Origin of the sequence: Stenotrophomonas sp. (genome assembly GCF_032099025.1) — a bacterium.
Lineage (GTDB): Bacteria > Pseudomonadota > Gammaproteobacteria > Xanthomonadales > Xanthomonadaceae > Stenotrophomonas.
This window is the reverse complement of record NZ_DAMCID010000043.1, coordinates 1-19,348: the sequence shown is the minus strand read 5'-3', so window position 1 is coordinate 19,348 and position 19,348 is coordinate 1. Positions and strand designations below refer to the sequence as shown.

At 68.5% G+C, this 19,348-nt stretch carries 15 protein-coding genes and 1 pseudogene; 12 read left to right on the top strand and 4 right to left on the bottom strand.

Annotation, left to right across the window (positions count from 1 at the left end; genetic code table 11):
• The 4 genes and pseudogenes from RT456_RS18695 to ubiM form a co-directional block, all read left to right on the top strand.
• Positions 1-627: pseudogene (locus RT456_RS18695) on the top strand (hypothetical protein); the annotation flags it as partial.
• Positions 628-689: 62 nt separating this feature from the next.
• Positions 690-1,223, top strand: coding sequence for a DUF4019 domain-containing protein (locus RT456_RS18690; RefSeq protein ID WP_313348841.1), 534 nt, complete (start codon positions 690-692; stop codon positions 1,221-1,223).
• Positions 1,224-1,241: 18 nt separating this feature from the next.
• A complete protein-coding gene (locus RT456_RS18685; protein ID WP_313348839.1) occupies positions 1,242-1,643 on the top strand; it encodes an MAPEG family protein in 402 nt (133 codons plus the stop codon).
• Positions 1,644-1,778: 135 nt separating this feature from the next.
• Positions 1,779-2,951 carry a 5-demethoxyubiquinol-8 5-hydroxylase UbiM gene (gene ubiM / locus RT456_RS18680; protein ID WP_313348844.1) on the top strand — a complete coding sequence of 391 codons (1,173 nt, stop codon included), beginning with the start codon at positions 1,779-1,781 and terminating at the stop codon, positions 2,949-2,951.
• A 57-nt stretch (positions 2,952-3,008) separates the two neighbouring features.
• On the opposite strand, the gene RT456_RS18675 is transcribed toward ubiM, so the two are convergent.
• The gene (locus RT456_RS18675; RefSeq protein ID WP_313348837.1) at positions 3,009-3,239 is read right to left on the bottom strand and encodes an RNA-binding S4 domain-containing protein; all 231 of its coding nucleotides are present in this window, start codon (positions 3,237-3,239) and stop codon (positions 3,009-3,011) included.
• A gap of 265 nt (positions 3,240-3,504) precedes the next feature.
• On the opposite strand from RT456_RS18675, the gene RT456_RS18670 reads away from it, so the two are divergent.
• From RT456_RS18670 to RT456_RS18645, 6 genes are all read left to right on the top strand, one after another.
• On the top strand, positions 3,505-5,451 hold the full coding sequence (locus tag RT456_RS18670) for a DEAD/DEAH box helicase (protein WP_313348835.1): 1,947 nt from the start codon (positions 3,505-3,507) through the stop codon (positions 5,449-5,451).
• 187 nt (positions 5,452-5,638) lie between these two features.
• Positions 5,639-8,047, top strand: coding sequence for an EAL domain-containing protein (locus RT456_RS18665; protein ID WP_313348833.1), 2,409 nt, complete (start codon positions 5,639-5,641; stop codon positions 8,045-8,047).
• A gap of 180 nt (positions 8,048-8,227) precedes the next feature.
• Positions 8,228-9,826 (top strand): diguanylate cyclase, encoded by a 1,599-nt coding sequence (locus tag RT456_RS18660; protein WP_313348843.1) that lies wholly within the window; start codon positions 8,228-8,230, stop codon positions 9,824-9,826.
• A gap of 37 nt (positions 9,827-9,863) precedes the next feature.
• Positions 9,864-10,586, top strand: a complete 723-nt coding sequence (locus RT456_RS18655; RefSeq protein ID WP_313348831.1) for a pseudouridine synthase — start codon at positions 9,864-9,866, stop codon at positions 10,584-10,586.
• A 75-nt stretch (positions 10,587-10,661) separates the two neighbouring features.
• Positions 10,662-11,732 (top strand): sensor domain-containing diguanylate cyclase, encoded by a 1,071-nt coding sequence (locus RT456_RS18650; RefSeq protein WP_313348829.1) that lies wholly within the window; start codon positions 10,662-10,664, stop codon positions 11,730-11,732.
• 328 nt (positions 11,733-12,060) lie between these two features.
• Positions 12,061-13,221, top strand: a complete 1,161-nt coding sequence (locus RT456_RS18645; RefSeq protein WP_313348827.1) for an AAA family ATPase — start codon at positions 12,061-12,063, stop codon at positions 13,219-13,221.
• Here the strand turns inward: RT456_RS18645 and RT456_RS18640 are convergent, their stop codons facing one another.
• The 3 genes from RT456_RS18640 to RT456_RS18630 all read right to left on the bottom strand — a co-directional run bounded on the left by RT456_RS18640 (position 13,222) and on the right by RT456_RS18630 (position 15,508).
• On the bottom strand, positions 13,222-14,169 hold the full coding sequence (locus RT456_RS18640) for a DMT family transporter (protein ID WP_313348825.1): 948 nt from the start codon (positions 14,167-14,169) through the stop codon (positions 13,222-13,224).
• An 89-nt stretch (positions 14,170-14,258) separates the two neighbouring features.
• On the bottom strand, positions 14,259-15,074 hold the full coding sequence (locus tag RT456_RS18635) for a DUF72 domain-containing protein (protein WP_313348823.1): 816 nt from the start codon (positions 15,072-15,074) through the stop codon (positions 14,259-14,261).
• Positions 15,071-15,508 carry a VOC family protein gene (locus tag RT456_RS18630; protein WP_313348821.1) on the bottom strand — a complete coding sequence of 146 codons (438 nt, stop codon included), beginning with the start codon at positions 15,506-15,508 and terminating at the stop codon, positions 15,071-15,073. The genes RT456_RS18635 and RT456_RS18630 overlap by 4 nt, the downstream gene beginning before the upstream one ends.
• 128 nt (positions 15,509-15,636) lie before the next feature.
• Here RT456_RS18630 and RT456_RS18625 point away from each other — a divergent pair, with 128 nt between their 5' ends.
• Both RT456_RS18625 and RT456_RS18620 read left to right on the top strand, forming a co-directional pair.
• Positions 15,637-17,199 (top strand): serine hydrolase, encoded by a 1,563-nt coding sequence (locus RT456_RS18625; RefSeq protein ID WP_313348819.1) that lies wholly within the window; start codon positions 15,637-15,639, stop codon positions 17,197-17,199.
• Between the two features lie 93 nt (positions 17,200-17,292).
• Complete coding sequence (locus RT456_RS18620; RefSeq protein WP_313348818.1) at positions 17,293-19,128, top strand: ABC transporter ATP-binding protein; 1,836 nt, start codon at positions 17,293-17,295, stop codon at positions 19,126-19,128.
• Positions 19,129-19,348 lie beyond the last annotated feature (220 nt).

Sequence of the window (19,348 nt, the reverse complement as noted above, 5' to 3'; positions counted from 1 at the left end):
ACCATCTGGGTGCGCGAAGGCTCGATCTGCCACAGCGCGTGCGTGTTCGTGCTGGCTGCCGGCGACAACCGACTGGTGTCGGGCAAGGTCGGCATCCATCGCATGATGCGGATCAGTTCCAAGGCCACCTCGCGCGCCGAACTCAACCGCGAACTCCACGAGGTCTACGACAACGTCAAGGACTACCTGCAGCGCAACGGCGTGGCGGTGGGCGTGGCCGACCTGATGATGACCGTTCCCAACCGCAGCCTGCGCCTCCTGACCAGCGACGAACTGCGCCAGTTCGGGCTGGATGGCACCAACGCGGTGCAGGACGATCTGGAACGCATCAAGCAGATGCGCAAGTGCGGCGATGATTTCGTGCGGCGCAAGGACGCCTTCCTGATCGCCTTCGACCAGGAGTGCAAGCGCGATGGCAGCGAACTGGAGGCGGTGACCCGCTGCGGACAGGCGCTCAAGCAGCGCTTCGGTTTCCCCGATGCGACCTGCCCGGACGAGAGCCCGCTGTCGGAGATCGATGTTTCCACCCTGCTGCCACCGGCCGCCGAAACGCCTCGCGATGGCCTGGCCGAACGCACCGCCAGCGACGCCGACCAGCCGCCGCCCGAGGCCGCCGAACGCAACTGACGGCCTGCTCACGGGGGTCACGTAGACTGGAGCGCAGTCCCACTCCAGCCCACGGTGTCCCGATGCGTGTTCCGCTGCTGCTGTCGCTCCTGCTTCCTGCCGTTGCCTTCGCGCAGACGCCACCGCCACCGGCCACGCCCGCGCCTGCACCTGCGCGGCCTGCACCGAACGCACCCGCTGCACCGGCACGCCCCGCGTTGAGCCCGGCACAGCAGGCGCAGCTGCAGAAGCAGGATGCGGAGATGACGGCCGCCGGCCTGCAGGTGGCCCAGCTGGTGGACAACAACCGCGCGGCCGACGCCTGGAAGGGCGCCTCGGCCGTGGCCCGCAAGTCGGTGACCGAACAGGCCTTCGTCAGCCAGCTCGGCAATGACCGCAAGCGCCTGGGCGCGCTCACCTCGCGCGGCCAGCCGGTGGTGACGCGGGTCAAGTACGGCCCCGGCGCCACCGTGCCGGAAGGCCTCTACATCAACGTCAGTTTCCCCACCCGTTTCGCCAACAGCGCGCAGCCGGTGCGCGAGCTGGTCTCGTTCCGTCTCGACGAGGATCGGGTCTGGCGCCTGGCCGGTTACAGCGTGCGTGCTGCCACCCCCTGATCCGACGAGGAACGTTCCATGGGTATCGAGATCCAGATGTTGGCCTGGTCGATCGTGCTGGGCCTGGTGCAGGTGATGATCGCGGCCGGCGCGGTCACCCGCGAACGCGGGCTGGCCTGGAACGCATCGGCGCGTGATGGCGTGGCAGCACCGCCGGGACCGCTGGCGGCACGGCTGCAGCGGGCGCAGGCCAACTTCCTGGAGACCTTCCCGTTCTTCGCCGCCGCCGTGTTGGCAGTGGTGCTGACCCAGCGCCAGGACAGCACCACGGCGCTGGCAGTGCAGCTGTATTTCTGGGCACGGCTGGTCTACGTGCCGCTGTATGCCGCCGGCATTCCCTACATCCGCAGCCTGGTCTGGGTGGTGTCGATCGTGGGCATCGTGCTGCTGGTGTGGACGCTGCTGCACGGCGTGGCGTGATCCGTCGCCGACGCGGCTGATCCAGATCAAGAACGCCCGCGCCTGCCGGGCGTAAGCTCGGGCGTGGACAAGCAACCGCAGGAACGGACCATGCCGGAAGGGCGCACGAGGGAAGACGACACGCCGCACGGCAGCGTGACGTCGGTGGATGTGGTGGTGGTCGGCGCGGGGCCTGCAGGGCTGTGTTTCGCCCGCGCGCTGGCCGGCAGTGGTCTGCGCGTGGTCATCATCGAGCAGCAGCCGCGCGCCGCGCTTGCCGAGGCCGCGTTCGACGGGCGTGAGATCGCGCTCACCCATGCGTCCCGGCAGATACTGGAACGGCTCGGGGTGTGGGAACGGCTCGATCCGGCCGAGATATCGGCGCTCCGCGATGCCAAGGTGATGGACGGCGGTTCGCCATTCGCGCTGACCTTCGCCTCGGGCGGCCGGGAGGGCGGTGACCTCGGCTGGCTGGTGCCCAATCACCTGATCCGCCGCGCCGCCTGGGACAGCGTGCAGGGCCAGGCCGGCCTGCAGGTGCTCGACCAGGCCAGCGTGCGCGGCATCGTGCCGGGCGCCCGGCACAGCGAGGTGCTGCTGGCGGACGGGCAACGCTTCCACGCGCGGCTGGTGGTGGCGGCTGACAGCCGTTTCTCCTCGACCCGGCGACTGCTGGGCATCGGGGCGCGCCTGCGCGACTTCGGCAAGTCGATGCTGGTGTGCCGGATGCAGATCGAAGTGCCGCACCAGCACACGGCGTGGGAGTGGTTCGGCTATGGCCGCACGATGGCGTTGCTGCCGCTCAATGGTGACCAGGCGTCGGCGGTGATCACGCTGCCGCCGCGGCAGATCGAGGCGCTGCTGGCGCAGGACGAGGCGGCCTTCGGCCGCAGCATCAGCGGTTTCTTCGAACACCGCCTGGGGGCGATGACGCCGCTGGCGCGCCCCAACGCCTATCCGCTGGTCGGGGTGTATGCCAATGCGTTCGTGGGCGAGCGCTGCGCGCTGATCGGCGATGCCGCGGTGGGCATGCACCCGGTGACCGCACACGGCTTCAACCTGGGCCTGCAGAGCCAGGACCGGCTGGCGGCGGTGCTGCGCCGGGCGGCGGAGCGGGGAAGCGACATCGCCGCGCCGGGCGGCCTGGCCGCGTACGAGCGCGGGCACCGGTTGGCGTCACGGCCCCTGTATGAAGCGACCAATGCGATTGCCACCCTGTACACCGATGACCGGCTTCCGGCGCGCGTGCTGCGCCGGGCCGGCCTGCGCCTGGCCCACGGGGTGGCCCCGTTCCGGCAGCTGATCGCCGCCCATTTGACCCAACGGTGACCGGCCGAGGCCATCACGTTCGGGTGGGTGACAACCGGTGGTCGTCACGCCCCACCCTCACGGGGCGTCGGAATCGGCGATGACGTTGATGACGGTGTCGCCGAACTGGACCTGCTGGCCTGCGCGGATCTTGCACGCCTTGCGCAGTTCCACCTCGCCGTCGACCAGGACGTGGCCGTCGCCGATCACAGTCTTGGCCTCGCCGCCGCTGGTGACCAGGTCGGCCAGCTTGAGCAGCTGCTTGAGCTCGACGTAGTCACGGTCCAGTTCAAATTCGAGGGTCTGCATGGAGCGGGTATCCTGTGAAGGGGCGCGGACGGTGGACCGGGCCGGGAGAGGGCGCGTATTGTGCGCCAGAGCGCGGAAGAACGGCATCCATCCTGGAATCTGTACACGTTGTTCAGGAACGATGCGGTATCATCGCGCCCTGAGCGAGTGAATTCTCCTCCGACCGAGCAGCGCCAGGGCACGCGATAAGAAAGGGCGCCCAAAGCGCGGACCATCCCCTTTTTTATCCCACTGCCCTGTAAACGGCAGTGCTTCGGAGTTCCCCATGTCCCAAGAATCCCCCACGCCGCTGCTGTTTGCAGACCTCGGCCTGTCTGACGCTGTGATGCAGGCCGTGGCCACTGTCGGCTACGAAACGCCGTCGCCGATCCAGGCCGCCACCATCCCGGCGATGCTGGAAGGCCGCGACGTGCTCGGCCAGGCCCAGACCGGTACCGGCAAGACCGCCGCGTTCGCGCTGCCGGTGCTGTCCAACCTCGATTTCAACCAGACCAAGCCGCAGGTGCTGGTGCTGGCACCGACCCGCGAACTGGCCATCCAGGTCGCCGAGGCGTTCCAGACCTATTCGTCCGGCATCCCGGGCTTCCGCGTGCTGCCGGTCTACGGCGGCCAGCCCTACGGCCAGCAGCTGTCGGCCCTGCGCCGTGGCGTCCACGTGATCGTGGGTACCCCGGGCCGCGTGATCGACCATCTGGAACGCGGCACCCTGGATCTGTCCGAGCTGAAGACCCTGGTCCTCGACGAAGCCGATGAAATGCTGCGCATGGGCTTCATCGACGACGTCGAAGCGGTCCTGAAGAAGCTGCCGGAGACCCGCCAGGTCGCCCTGTTCTCGGCCACCATGCCGTCGCAGATCCGCCGCATCGCGCAGACCTACCTGAAGAATCCTGCTGAAGTCACCATCGTCAGCAAGACCACCACCTCGGCCAACATCCGCCAGCGTTACTGGTGGGTGAGCGGCATGCACAAGCTCGATGCGCTGACCCGCATCCTGGAAGTCGAACCCTTCGACGCGATGATCGTCTTCGCACGGACCAAGGCCGCCACCGAAGAGCTGGCCGAAAAGCTGCAGGCCCGTGGCCTGGCCGCGGCCGCCATCAACGGCGACATGCAGCAGGCCCAGCGCGAGCGCACCATCGGCATGCTGAAGGAAGGCAAGCTGGACATCCTGGTCGCCACCGACGTGGCCGCCCGTGGGCTGGACGTGGAACGCATCAGCCACGTGCTGAACTACGACATCCCGTACGACACCGAAAGCTACGTGCACCGCATCGGCCGTACCGGTCGTGCCGGCCGCACCGGTGACGCGATCCTGTTCGCCACCCCGCGCGAGAAGGGCATGCTGCGTGCGATCGAGCGCGCCACGCGCCAGCCGATCGAAGAAATGCAGCTGCCGAGCGTGGACGCGGTCAACGACACCCGCATCACCAAGTTCATGAGCCGCATCAGCGATGTGCTCGACGCCGGTGGCACCGAGTTCTACCGCGACCTGCTGCAGAAGCTGGAAGGCGAGAAGAACGTGCCGGCGATCGACATCGCCGCCGCGCTGGCCAAGCTGCTGCAGGGTGATTCGCCGTTCCTGCTGACCCCGCCGGTGCGCGGCGCGCGTGAAGAACGTGCACCGCATCCGCGCAACGAGCGCAGCAACGACCGTGGCGAACGTCCGGCCCGTTTCGAACCGCGTTTCGAGCGTGGCCCGCGTCGTGAAGACGACCGCGGCCCGCGTCCGCCGCGTCCAGAAGGCGACTTCGGCAACACCGACGGTGGTTTCGAACGCGCCCCGCGCCGTGACATCGCCCCGCGCGGTGCCCCGGAGCAGGGCATGGAAACCTTCCGCATCGAAGTGGGCCACGTGCATGGCGTCAAGCCGGGCAACATCGTCGGCGCGATCGCCAACGAAGCCGGGCTGGAGAGCCGCTTCATCGGCCGCATCGACATCCACGACGACTTCTCGGTGCTGGACCTGCCGGCCGAAATGCCGACCGACCTGCTCACCCACCTGAAGAAGGTGTGGGTGTCGGGCCAGCAGCTCCAGATGCGCAAGGTGGAGCCGGGTGAAGACCTGACCCCGTCGCCGCGTCCGGCGTTCAAGCCGAAGTTCGGTGGCAAGCCGCGCGGCCCGGGTGGTCCGGGTGGCCCGCGCAGCGGCCCGGGCGGCAACGACCGTCCGCCGCGTCGTGACGGCTTCAAGCCGCGCGGTCCGCGCAGCTGACCCAACGACCCGACGGCGCTGCCGCCCGGATCGTTCAGACAACGCCAGCCTTCGGGCTGGCGTTGTCGTTTGGGCGCTCCGCGACGGCGGCCCCCCGGTTTCGCGCCATCTCAACATGCGGCGTCCTAGCCTGAGCCGGCACGCGGCATACGGGCCGCGACCCACAGATGGCACCGGAGGATCCGCGATGCTGGGAGGCAGCAGGGACGTTGGCAGCAACGCCGTACCGTACGTGACGCGGGGCCTGACCCTGCGGTTCGTCCTGCTCACCGGCATGGCCATCGGCCTGGTCGCGCTGTCGGCGTTGATCCAGGAGCTGCAGGGCGCATCGACGGCATGGATCGTCGGGCAGAGCCACTGGTCGCGCAGCCAGCAGCATGCGTCGTTCGCGCTGGAGCGTTACATCGCCTCCGGCAACCCGTCGGCACTGGCCGAGGCACGCAAGGCGCTGGAAGTGCCGCTGGGCGACCGCGATGCGCGGCGTGCGCTGGAGCAGGACGACATCGATGTGGCACGCGCGCGGCGCGGCTTCGCGCAGGGCGGCAACGCGCCCGCCGACATCCACCGGCTGATCGCCTCCTTCCGTTACCTGGGCCAGGTGGGGTACTTCCGCGACGCCGTGCAGCTGTGGCGGCAGACCGACCGCGGCCTCACCCAACTGGTGCAGCTGGCCGACGCCGCCGAGGCGATGCACGCCACCGGCAACCCGGCCCCCGCCGTCCGCGAGGCGTTGCTGGTCCAGCTGCAGGCGTTGGATCTGAGCCTGCAGGCACAGGCCAAGGCGTTCTCGCTGGCCCTGCTCAACACCGCCTCCATCGTGCGCATCGCCACGCTCATCGTCGGCGGGCTGTCGGTGCTGTTGATCACGCTGGTCGCCGTGCTGCTGGCGCGGCGCGTGCGCAACGACCTGATCGACAAGGAAAGCCGGTTCCGTGCGGCGTTCTACCAGGCCACCGTGGGCATGCTCAAGCTGGACCACGCCGGCGGGGTGGTGGAAGCCAACCAGGCCATCGCGGACATCCTGGGGTACCGCCGTGAGGCGCTGCTCAGCATGGAACTGCCGGCGCTGCTGATGGAAGGCGAGCTGGTACTGGACCAGGCCGGCGAGATCGATTGGGTGCGCCAGCTGCGTCCGGGTGAGCTGCGCTTCCTGCGCGCCGATGGTGGCCTGCTGTGGGGGCGCTGGAGCGGCACGCTGGTGCGCAGCCCCGGTCGCGCGCCGACAGTGTTCGCCATCATCGAAGATGTCTCGCAGAACCACGCGTTGGCGCGCGAGGTCGAGCACCATGCCAGCCACGATCCGCTCACCGGCCTGGTCAACCGCCGCGAAATAGAGCGCCTGCTGGAGCGGGCCCTGCTGGACGTACGCAGCCGTGGTGGCACGCACAGTCTGTGCTACCTGGATCTGGACTATTTCAAGCTGGTCAACGACGGCCTGGGCCATGCCGCCGGCGATCAGTTGCTGCGCGGCTTTGCGGATTACCTGGTCGGTGCGGTGCGCGAGGGTGACTGGGTCGGGCGGATGGGGGGGGATGAATTCGCGCTGTTTCTCGCCGGGGCCCGCCAGGAAGAAGCCACGCAGGTCCTGCAGCGGATCGTGCGCTCGCTGGGGCAGGCCGGGTTCCAGCGTGACGACGGGATGCCGCGGGTCAGCTGCAGCATCGGCGTGGTGGAAATCACCGCCGAGGTGGCCGACGTCAACTGGTTGATGAGTGCGGCCGACAGCGCCTGCTACGCGGCAAAGCAGGCGGGGCGCAACCGCGTCCACTGCTTCAACGAGAACCGCATGGCGCTGGAGGAGCGGCTGCTGGAGGCTGAGCGGCTGGCCCATGTGTCCAGCGCCATTGCCGAGAACCGCATGCTGCTGTACGCGCAGCGGATCGAACAGGTGGGCGATCCGGCATTCCTGCACTACGAGGTGCTGGTGCGCATGCGCGACCGCGACGGTCGGCTGCAGACGCCCGGTGACTTCATGCCGGCCGTGGAGCGCTATGGCATGGGCATGGCGCTGGACCGGCACGTACTTGGATTGTTGTTCCGCCACCTGCAGGTCTGTCCGGCGCACGTGCAGCGTCTCGGCCTGTGCAACGTCAACGTCTCGGCGCAGTCGATCGCCGAACCCAGCTTCCTGGCCTACGTCTGCGACCTGCTGGAGCGCAACCGCGGTCTGGCCCGCAAGCTGTGCTTCGAGATCACCGAAACCGCGGCGATCAGCAACCTGGACCAGGCGCGCAGCTTCGTTGAAGGGGTCAAGGCGCGTGGCTGCCGGGTGGCGCTGGACGACTTCGGGGCAGGGCTGTCCGCCTTCGGCTACCTGCGCCAGCTGCCCGCCGACATGCTGAAGATCGATGGGGTGTTCGTGCGTGACATGGACATCGACCCGGTCAGCCGCGCCACCGTACGGGCGATCACCGAGATCGGCCGCGAGCTGCACATGACGGTGATCGCCGAGTGGGTGGAATCCCGCGAGGTCGCCGCGCAGCTGGAGGTGCTGGGGGTGGACGGCCTGCAGGGCTTCGCGATCGAGCGGCCCATGGCGCTGGAGAAGATGACCCAGCCGGCCTTGTGGAGGGATGCGTCATCGCATGCGCGCTGACCGGCGGGGGCGGCCGCCGGCCGGCAATGCTGCGATAATCGCCAGCAGGGGACGGCACGCGGCAGGCGTGGCGACGCACGACGACAGGACGGTGGTGTGAGGCTCAGGCACGGCAGGTCACGCGGGATGACGGGCGCTACGCGGTGGCTGGCCTGGCTGTTGTGCCTGCTGTTGCCCGGCATGGCGCTGGCCGGCACCGCCCAGGTGGACCGCGATGTGCTGCTGCTCGGCGCGGCGACGGATGAGCAGGCGCCGCAGCGCGCCTGTCCTGCCGACGCGCTGGCGCGCCACCAGCAGGTGCTTGCCGTTGCGGCCCCGGCCGAAGGCTGGTCCGGCGCGCCGCAGGCGGTGGACGTGTTCGGGGTGCTGACCGGTGAGGTGCGTATCAGCCACGGTGACCGCCGGATCTGCGGCAACATGCATGACGCGCGCACCCGTGATTCGCGCTTCCGCGCCGGGGTCGGCATGGTGGTGGTGCCCAAGGCCGGCGAGCGCGAGCCGATCGTGGTGTCCTGGGCCACCCCGCTCAAGCCCGGCTGGATTCCCACGGTGCGCCTGGGCGCGCCCAGCCCGGTCCAGCAGAACGACACGGCGCGGCTGCTGGTGCGCGCGGCCTGCATCGCGGTGGTGATCGCGCTGGGGTTGTCCGCGCTGATGGGCTACGTGACTGCCAAGGACCGCTCGTTCCTGATCTATGTCGCCGTCTGCCTGGTGTTCGTCCTGTGGCAGGCGGTGCTGGGCGGCCTGAGCGGGTACCCGGAGCCCTGGCTGCCGGTGCACGACCGCGCGTCGTGGTGGCTGGTGGCGCTCAGCGCATTCGCGCTGGCGATGCTGCTGCCCATCCTGTGGCGGCTCAATGGCGGCGACCGGCTCTGGCCCGGCTCGCGCATGGGCCAGCAGGCCGTGCTGTGGGGCCTGGTCGCCGTGGGACTGTGCGTGCCCTGGATGGGGCTGTCCGCACTGGCCGTGGTGGCGGCGGCGCTGGAGTACGTGTACGTGCTGGGCTGCGTGGTCTGCCTGGGCGTGGGCCTGTGGGCGCTGTCGCGGCGCGACGGCTACGCGCTGGCCGGCCTGCTGGCGCTCGCGCCGTGGTGGATCATGATCATCGCCGACGCGCTCGATGCGCGATGGTTGACCGCCTACCGGATCGAGGTGCTGCAGCTGTCGGCCACCTGGTTCCTGATGATGTCGGCCTATGCGCTGAACCTGCGGCTGGGGCGGCTGCGCCAGCAGCGCGATGCAATGCGCCAGCTGGCCGAGACCGACGCACTGACCGGGCTGCCGAACCGCCGCGCGGGACTGGGCCTGCTGGCCCGCCATATGGACCGCGCCGCGCAGGAACAGCAGCCGCTGGCGATCGGGTTCCTGGACATCGATCTGTTCAAGGACATCAACGACCAGTTCGGCCACGAAACCGGCGACCAGGTGCTGGTCGCGGTGGCGCGGGCGCTGCGCGGGGCGGTGCGCAGCCAGGACGACGTGATCCGCATGGGCGGGGAGGAGTTCCTGGTGCTGCTGCCTGGCGCGGGCCATGCCGCCGCGTTGGCCCGGCTGGAGAACGTGCGCCAGCAGGTGGCGTCGGTGAGCGCGGCGCTGGGCATCGCAGGGTTGGCGGTGACGGCCAGTATCGGGCTGGCCGTGCTGCGGCCGGGCCGGGACGACCTGGCCGGGCTGCTGCGCCGCGCCGACCACGCCATGTACCGGGCCAAGCGCGCCGGGCGCAACCAGGTGTGCGATGCGGAGCAGCCGCTGCGGGCAGACACTCCGCTGGCGGTGTGACGCCACGCCGCAGCGGGTTTTGCCGGATAATGGCCCGATGACAACCCGACTCAACAAGTTCATCGCCGAAACCGGCTTCTGTTCCCGCCGCGAGGCCGATCGCCTGATCGGCGAACGCCGCGTCACCGTCAACGGCCAGGCCGCCGGCACCGGCGCGGTGGTCGGCGAGGGCGACATGGTGCTGGTCGACGGCCAGCCGCTGCGCGCCCGCGAGGCGAAGAAGGCGGGCGGCCGCCGCCACGTCTACATCGTGCTGAACAAGCCGGTAGGCATCACCTGCACCACCGAAACGGCGGTGAAGGGCAACATCGTGGAGTTCGTGGGCCACGAGCAGCGCATCTTCCCGGTCGGCCGCCTGGACAAGGATTCCGAAGGGCTGATCCTGATGACCAGCAACGGCAACATCGTCAATCAGATCCTGCGCGCGGAGAACGGGCACCAGAAGGAATACCTGGTGGCGGTCAACAAGCCGGTCACCGACGAGTTCCTGCGCGGCATGCAGCGCGGGGTGCACATCCACAATGAAACCACGTTGCCCTGCCGGGCGGCGCGCATCGCCAAGTTCGGCTTCCGCATCATCCTGCAGCAGGGCCTGAACCGGCAGATCCGGCTGATGGCCGCGGCCTTCGGCTACCGGGTCACGCAGCTGCGCCGGGTGCGCATCGACAACGTGAAGATCGGTGCGCTGAAGCCGGGCCAGTGGCGCAACCTGACCGATGCCGAGCTGCAGGGGCTGCTGCCGAAGCAGCAGGACTGGTAAGGCGGGGCGGGGCGGTCATGATGGACGGCGTCGGTCGGGCTAGACTGGCGCCAGGTCCCGGAATGTCGCTGCTCCATGATCAAGCCCGAAAAGCCCGTCAATGAAGCGGTGCGCCTGGCGGCGCTGTACCGTTACCGCATTCTTGATTCGGAGAAGGAAAAATCCTTCGAGGATCTGGTCACCATCGCGAAGGCGGTGTGTGGAACCTCGATGGCGGCGGTGACGCTGATCGATGCGGAACGGCAGTGGTTCAAGTCGATCCAGGGCACGGTGGCGCAGGAGTTGCCGCGTTCGGATTCGATGTGCGGGCACGCGATCCTGCAGCCCGCGCAGGTGATGGTGATCGAAGATGCGCGTGTTGATCCGCGCTTCCACGACAATCCGATCGTGACGGGTGATCCGAAGGTACGGTTCTATGCGGGGGCGCCGTTGATCAGCAACGACGGGATGCCGCTGGGGACGCTGTGCGTGTTCGATCCGCAGCCGCACCAGCTGGATGCGCAGCAGACCGAGGCGCTGGCGGCGCTGTCGCGCCAGGTGATGCTGGTGATGGAGCTGCGCCGCTTCGCGCTGGACATCCAGAACCACATGGTGGAGCGCGACGATTACGAGACGCTGCTCAGCGAGTACCACGAGGTGCTGCTGGCGCAGAACGCGGACCTGGCCGAGCAGAGCCGGACGGATGTGCTGACGGGGCTGCCGAACCGGCGGGCGATGTCGGTGGCACTGGAGGCGTCGGTACAGGACGCGGACGGGCAGCCACGGCAGACGGCGGTGGCGCTGGTCGATGTAGATCACTTCAAGCACATCAACGATTTCAACGGCCACGCGACCGGCGACCGGGTGCTGGCGGAAATAGGCACGCTGCTGCGCGCGCAGTTCTCGGGACGTGGTCTGGCGGCCCGCTACGGCGGCGAGGAGTTCGTGGTGCTGATGCCGGACACGGAACTGCGTACTGCGGAGCTGCAGTGCGATTTCCTGCGCATGGCCATCGCCGATCTTCCGCTGGGCTTCCCGGTGACCGTGAGCATCGGGGTGGCGGCGCACCATGCCGGTGACACGGTCGAGCAGACCCTGGCGCGTGCGGATGCGGCGTTGTATCGGGCCAAGGGCAATGGCCGAAACCGGGTGGAGGTGGCTTCTTAGGCTATCGCAACCTATCCCGTAGAGCCGGGCCCTGCCCGGCTGCTTCACGCATTTGGGCGCACAGCCGAGGGTTGATACATGGCCTGCGTTGGGCCGCCCGGTGCGCGTTTGCGGGGTCGCCGTAAACCCATCCTTGGGGGCTAAGCGGTCGCCATCCATGGCGCCGATTCCCCCGCAAACCCGCCCCGGTCGACCCTCGACAGAGGGCTGGTGGCCACGGAAGGGGCCAGGTCAAAAGTGTCGTCTTCGACCGAGTACAGAACCGTCGCAGTACCTGCGACTTGTGCTCGGCATCCTGCATGCCCTTTTTCCTGTTTGGCCCTCGCCCATGCTCCAGACGTTGGCTATTTCCCGTTACCGCTCGCTGCACGACCTGGTCGTGCCGATGGGGCGGTTGAATCTGGTGACTGGCGACAACGGCAGTGGCAAGTCGAGTCTGTATCGCGCGCTGCGGTTGCTGGCCGATACGGCGCAGGGCGGGGTGGCGGCAGGGCTGGCGCGCGAGGGTGGGTTGGGGTCGGCGCTGTGGGCGGGTCCTGCGGAGACCAGCCGGGCCATGCTGCAGGGGGAGGTGCCGGTGCAGGGCGCTGCGCGCAGCCCGCCGGTGGCGTTGCGGCTGGGCTTTGCGGCCGATGACTTCGGTTACGCGATCGATCTGGGGTATCCCGCGCCGAGCCTGTCAGCGTTCGCGCTGGACCCGCAGATCAAATGCGAGAGCGTGTGGGCCGGTCCGTTCCTGCGCAGCAGCAACGTGCTGGTCCAGCGTCGCGGGCCGTTGGTGCGGCGCCGCCAAGGCCGGCAGTGGGAGGTGGTGGACGAGCATCTGTCGGTGTTCGACAGTGTGTTCTCGCAGCTGGCCGACCCGCAGCGGATGCCGGAAGTGCTGACGCTGCGCGAAGCGATCCGGGCATGGCGGTTCTATGATCATTTCCGCACGGACGCCGATGCGCCCGCGCGGCAGGCACCGTTGGCCACGCGCACGCCGGTGCTGGCCCACGATGGGCGCGACCTCGCGGCGGCATGGCAGACCATCGTGGAGATCGGGGATGCGCAGGGGTTGGCAGACGCGGTGGACGATGCGTTTCCCGGTGCGCAGGTGCAGATCGATGGCAGCGAAGGGCGGCTGCATCTGAAGTTTCACCAGCCGGGTCTGTTGCGCCCGTTGGCGGCGGCCGAGCTGTCTGATGGCACGCTGCGCTATCTGCTGCTGATCGCGGCGCTGCATACGCCGCGTCCGCCGCCGCTGATGGTGCTCAACGAACCGGAGACCAGCCTGCACCCGGACCTGCTGCCGGCATTGGGCCGGCTGATCATTGCCGCAACGGCGCGCAGTCAGCTGTGGGTGGTGTCGCATGCGACCCGGCTGGTGGCGGCGTTGCGCGAATCGTCGCTGTGCAATGCCATCGCGCTGGAAAAACAGCTGAGCCGGACCACACTGGTGGGACAGGGGCTGCTGGATGCCCCGGCGTGGTACTGGCCCGAACGCTGATCAATCGACGATGTTGCGCGCCTCGGACGTGCCCAGGATTTCGGGGTGCTGCACCGGCTTGCGCTTGTTCAGCAGCGGGTGCAGGAACACTGCGCCCACGATGATCGCCACGCCGCCGTAGAACAGCGGGGTCAGTTCATGCTGTTCGCTGAGCAGCACCATCGCCAGCAGGATCGCGTAGACCGGTTCCAGGTTGGTCACCAGCTGCACGGTGTAGGCGCTGAGGTGGCGCAGCGCGACCAGCGCCAGCGCGAAGGGCAGCAGCGTGCACACGCCGGCCAGGGCGAACAGCAGCAGACTGTCGCGCAGGTCCGGCACCACCCACAGCGGGCTGGCCAGCGCCGGCAGCAGGAAGGGCAGCAGCGGGGCGAGCAGGGTCAGGGTCACGGTGCCGGCACCCAGCTCCACGGCGGTGACCGTCAGCGGGTCGGCGTGGCTGACCAGGCGCTTGTTGAGCGAGCCGAACATCGCCACCAGCAGCGCCGACACCGCGCCGATCAGCACGCCCACGCGCATCCCGTCGGGGACGCCGCCGATCACCATGCCCACGCCGGGCAGCACGGCAATGCCGAAGGCCAGTTCGCGCAGCTGGAAGGGGCGTTTGGCCACCCACGGTTCGATCACGGCGGTGAACACCGGGGCCAGCGCGATGCAGGTGGCGGCCACGGAGGCGTTGGCCAGTTTCACCGCGCCGTAGAAGGTCAGCCAGTGCAGCGCGACCAGTGCGCCCACCCCGCAGTAGCCGGCGAACAGGGCCGGGGACAGCTGGCGCAGTCCACGCCATACGCGTGGCAGCAGGGCCAGCATGGCCACCACCAGCAGCATGCGCCACCACACCAGCGGCAGCGCGGGCAGGGAGATGCGCTTGCCTAGAATGGCGGTGATGCCCCACAACAGCACGCAGAAGTGGATCTGCAGCAGGGCTTTGCGGGTGTCGGTCATCGGCATCCGCATATTGTGCCGTAGAGCCACGCCCTGCGTGGCTGTTCCTGGCGGAAAATCTTGAATGCTGCGTGGCAGCCACGCAGGGCGTGGCGCTACGCTCCCACCTGTTCAAGCTGCTTCCGCAACGCCACGGCCGCGCCCGGATTGCGATGCTTGGCCGCACCGATGAACAGCATGTACACCTCGCGTGGCGCGCTGGGTTGGGCATCGGTGGCCACGTGCGGCAGGTCCGGGTTGTCCTCGCCGCGCGCCCAGCGCATCGCGCGCAGGCACCATTGCGTCAGGGTGCGCTCGGGATAGCCGGCGCGCAGGTTCGCACGCGACTGCATCAGCCGCGCATAGACGAAGTCTGCCGTCGGGTCGGCGAAGCTGGGGTAATCGCCGGAGCCACTGAACACCAGCGCCGCGCCGTGCGTACGTGCCATAGCGACCAGCTCCGGTGTCCACGCCGCCGCATTGCGCACTTCCAGCGCATGCTGCAGCGGCCGACCCCCTGCCTGTCGGGGCAGGGCATCGAGGAAACGGTCGAACTCCTGTGCACCGGCCGGGTGCGTTTCGCCGAACTGCCAGACCAGCGGGCCCAGCCGGTCTTCCAGCGCGGCAATGCCCTGGATGAAGCCGTCGGCGCGGGCACCGGCGGTGGCCAGGTCGTGGGTCTGGGTGATGGTGCGCGGGGCCTTGGCGGAGAAGCGGAAGCCTTCCGGGGTCTGCTCCCGCCACTGCGCATACACCGCCGGCTTCTGTGCGCGGTAGAAGGTGCTGTTGATCTCGATGCAGCCCAGCTGCCGGCTGGCATGCGCCAGCTCCTCGCGCTGCGGCAGGCCGGCCGGATAGAACGTGCCGCCGCGCCATGCCGGGAACACCCACCCGCCGATGCCGGTGCGGATCGGCCCGGGGGCACCGCTCATGGAGTGCCGGCCTCGGCGTGCCACGGGTTGTAGCTGCCAAACCACCACAGGTGGCCCTCCAGGTCGCGGCATGCATAGCCACGGCCGCCGTATTCCTGGTCGGCGATGTCGATGACCAGTTCGGCACCGGCGGCGACGGCACGCGCGTAATGGGCATCGGGATCGGTCACGATCACGCAGGCGCTCTGGGTTTCGCGGCCGTCCACGTCCTCCGGTTGCACCACCAGCTTGCCCCAGTCGCCGCCATTGTCGACCGAGCCGAGCATGATCATGCCGTGGCCGTAGACCAGCTGGGCGTGGAAGACGGTGTCGCCGTCGGCATACACCGCCTGTGCGTGGAAGCCAAACGCGCGTTCCAGCCAGGCAATGGCGGCCCGGGCATTACGGTAGCGGAGGCAGGGAATGATGGTGGAGCCGATGTCGGGCGCGGTCATAAGGGTAATCCGGGGTGGGCGGCTTCTGGCACAGGCGAGCCTGCGACCGGCCGCGTTACCATCGCGCGAAACCCGGCGTGGGGTCTCGTGGCCTCGACGCCCCTGCAACATGCAACCGGAGACACTGTTTGAAGACATCCTGGATCGGAGGCCTTGTGCTGCTGGCGTGCGCACCCCTGGCGTCGGCGGCCGTGCCGACCGAGCTGCAGCGGCTGGATGCCACCGTTGAACGTGTGCGCAGCCAGTTCGATGTTCCCGGCATTGCCGTGGCCGTGGTCAAGGACGGGCAGGTGGTGTTCGAGCGTGGCTACGGGGTGCGTGAGCTGGGCAAGCCGGCGAAGGTCGAGGCCGACACCCTGTTTGCGATCGCCTCCAACACGAAGGCGTTCACGGCCACCTCGCTGAACCTGCTGGCCGAGCAGGGCAAACTGAAGATGGACGACCGGGTGATCGACCACCTGCCGTCGTTCCGCATGTCCGATCCGTACGTGACCGGCGAAATGCGGATCCGCGACCTGCTCTCGCATCGCAGCGGGCTGAGCCTGGGCGCCGGCGACCTGTTGTTCTGGCCGACCACCGGCTACAGCAACGCCGAGGTGGTGCAGCGGCTGGGCAAGGTGCCGCTGAAAGCGGGTTTCCGCGACCGCTACGCCTACGACAACATCCTGTACGCGGTGGCACAGCAGGTGATTGAGAAGGTCTCGGGCCAGTCCTATGCGGACTTCCTGCAGCAGCACATCTTCACCCCGGTGGGCATGGGCGGTACCCGGTTCAACGCCGACCACCTGCAGCCCGGTGACAAGGCCGCTGTCGGCCATGCCAAGTACGATTTCAGCACGCTGCGTACCGTCGCCCCACTGACCTGGTCCAACAACGCGGGCGCCGGTGGCATCTATTCCAGCGTGCACGACATGGCGCGCTGGATGAACGTGCAGCTGGCCCAGGGCAAGCTGGACAACGGCACGCCGCTGTTCAGCCCGAAGTCGCAGCAGGCGATGTGGCAGATGATCACCCCGCAGGTGGTGCCCGAACCGAGCGTGCCGGCGCTGGCCGCCGCGCGGCCCAACTTCGCCGGCTACGGCGAGGGCTGGAGCCTGAGCGATTACCGCGGCCAGAAACTGGTGTGGCACACCGGCGGCTGGCCGGGCATGGTCTCGCGCGTCACGCTGGTACCGGAGCACAAACTGGGGATCGTGGTGCTGACCAACCAGGAAGTCGGGGCCGCCTTCAGCGCGATCACCATGGACGTGCTGGACGCCTACCTGGGTGCCCCGGCGACCGACTGGGTGGCTGCGTATGCCGCCGCGGTTGCCAAGGCGCAGGACAAGGCCGACGAAGGCTGGGCCGCGCACCAGGCCGCCCGCGATGGCACGTCGACGCCGTCGCTGCCGCCGGCCGGTTACGCGGGACGCTATCGCGACGCCTGGTACGGCGATGTGTTTGTTGAGCAGCGCAACGGCACATTGCGCCTGCGCTTCGGCAAGACCGCACAGCTGGTCGGCACGATGGAACACTGGCAGCACGACACCTTCATCGTGCGCTGGGACGACCGCTCACTCAATGCCGATGCATTCGTCACCTTCAGCCTGGACCCGGACGGCAAGGTGCGCGACGTGCGCATGCAGGCGGTGTCGTCGCTGACCGACTTCAGCTTCGATTTCCAGGACCTGCTGCTGACGCCGCTCAAATAACGGGCGGGCGCCGGCCAAGCGCCGGCGCCTTGCGGCCGCGTTTACGTCGGCCGTGGGATACTTGGCACCTTGATGGTTGTTTCAGGTGACAGGATGTTCCGCTGGTTCGAGGCGCTGATTCCGGTATTCCCGCCCATCGACGCGCGCATGCCGCCGCGTCGCGTGGTGCCGTTCTACCTCCACTACCTGCGCCCGGTATGGCCGGTGCTGCTGGCCACGCTGATCGCCGGGCTGCTGCTGGCGCTGGTGGAAGTGGCGATGTTCGATTTCCTCGGCCGCATCGTGGACATGGTGAGCGAGCAGCCGGACGCCAGCTTCTTCGCCCGGCACGCCGATACGCTGCTGTGGATGGCGGCCATCACACTGATCGCGCGGCCGGTGCTGGTCGGCCTGCACAACCTGCTGGTGAACCAGGCCATCGTGCCGGGGCTGAGCAACCGCTCGCGCTGGCAGATGCACAACTACGTGGTCCGCCAGAGCCTGTCGTTCTTCCAGAACGACTTCGCGGGCAGCATGGCCAACCGGGTCATGCAGACCGGCACGTCGCTGCGCGAGTCGGCGGTGCAGATGGTCGATTCGCTGTGGTACATCGTGGTCTACACCGGTACCGCGCTGTACCTGTTCGCGCAGGCCGACTGGCGGCTGATGATTCCGCTGCTGCTGTGGTTGGCCGCGTACGTGGTGATCATGTGGTACTTCGTGCCGCGCGCGAAGGAACGGGCCTGGATCGCGTCCGAGGCGCGCTCGAAGGCGATGGGCCGCATCGTGGACGGCTACACCAACATTCCCACGCTGAAGCTGTTCGCCCATGGTGGCCGGGAGCAGGCCTATGTAGCCGAGGCGATCGAGGAACTGGCGGTCAAGCACCGTCGGCAGACCCGGATCACCACCAGCATGGACCTGACCATCGCCGTGGTGAACGGCTTCCTGATCGCCGGCACCTGCGGGCTGGCGCTGTGGTTGTGGAGCCACGGCAACATCAGCGTGGGCGCGATCACGCTGGCGACCGGGTTGGTGATCCGCATCCACAACATGTCCGGCTGGATCATGTGGACCATCAACGGCATCTTCGAGGACATCGGCACGGTGCAGGACGGCATCACCACCATCTCGCAGCCGCTGAGCGTGCAGGATCGCGCTGATGCGGTGCCGCTGGTGGTGCGCGAGGGCGGGGTGCGCTTCGACGACATCCATTTCCATTACGGCAAGCAGGGTGGGGTGATCGCCGGGCTGGACCTGGCGGTGAAGCCGGGCGAGAAGATCGGCCTGGTGGGGCCGTCGGGTGCGGGCAAGTCGACGCTGGTGAACGTGCTGCTGCGCCTGTACGACCTGGAAAGCGGGCACATCCGCATCGACGGCCAGGACATCGCGGCGGTCACGCAGGAAAGCCTGCGCCGGCAGATCGGGGTGGTCACGCAGGACACTTCGCTGCTGCACCGGTCGATCCGCGACAACCTGCTGTACGGGCGGCCTGATGCTACCGAAGCGCAGCTGCAGGCGGCGGTGTCCAAGGCGCGTGCGGCGGCCTTCATCGAGACGCTGCGCGACAGCGAAGGGCGGCAGGGCTATGACGCGCATGTAGGCGAGCGCGGGGTAAAGCTGTCCGGCGGCCAGCGCCAGCGCATCGCCATCGCACGCGTGCTGTTGAAGGACGCGCCGATCCTGGTGCTGGACGAGGCAACCTCGGCACTGGATTCGGAAGTGGAGGCGGCGATCCAGGACAACCTGGACGAGCTGATGGCAGGCAAGACCGTCATCGCGATCGCGCACCGTCTGTCCACCATCGCGCGTATGGACCGGCTGGTGGTGATGGACCAGGGCCGCATCGTGGAAACCGGCACGCACGCCGAACTGGTCGCGGCAGGTGGCCTGTACGCACGGCTGTGGGCGCGCCAGACCGGTGGGTTCGTGGCGGCTGACGTGGGGTGAAGGAGACGCGGCTGCCGGTGGGGCGTGCGCTGAATCAGACGCGGCTGCCGGTGGAGCGAGCGCGGGGCCGCCATACCCTTGTCTGCGAATGTCCCCCGGCGTCGGCCCTTCGGCCGCCCCCTCCTCCTTTACTTCGCCACAAGGGCATGCCGGCCCCGCACTCGCCCCACCGGCGTTGGCACCGTGACATCCGCTTTTCCATCGCGAACCGCAAGCCGAG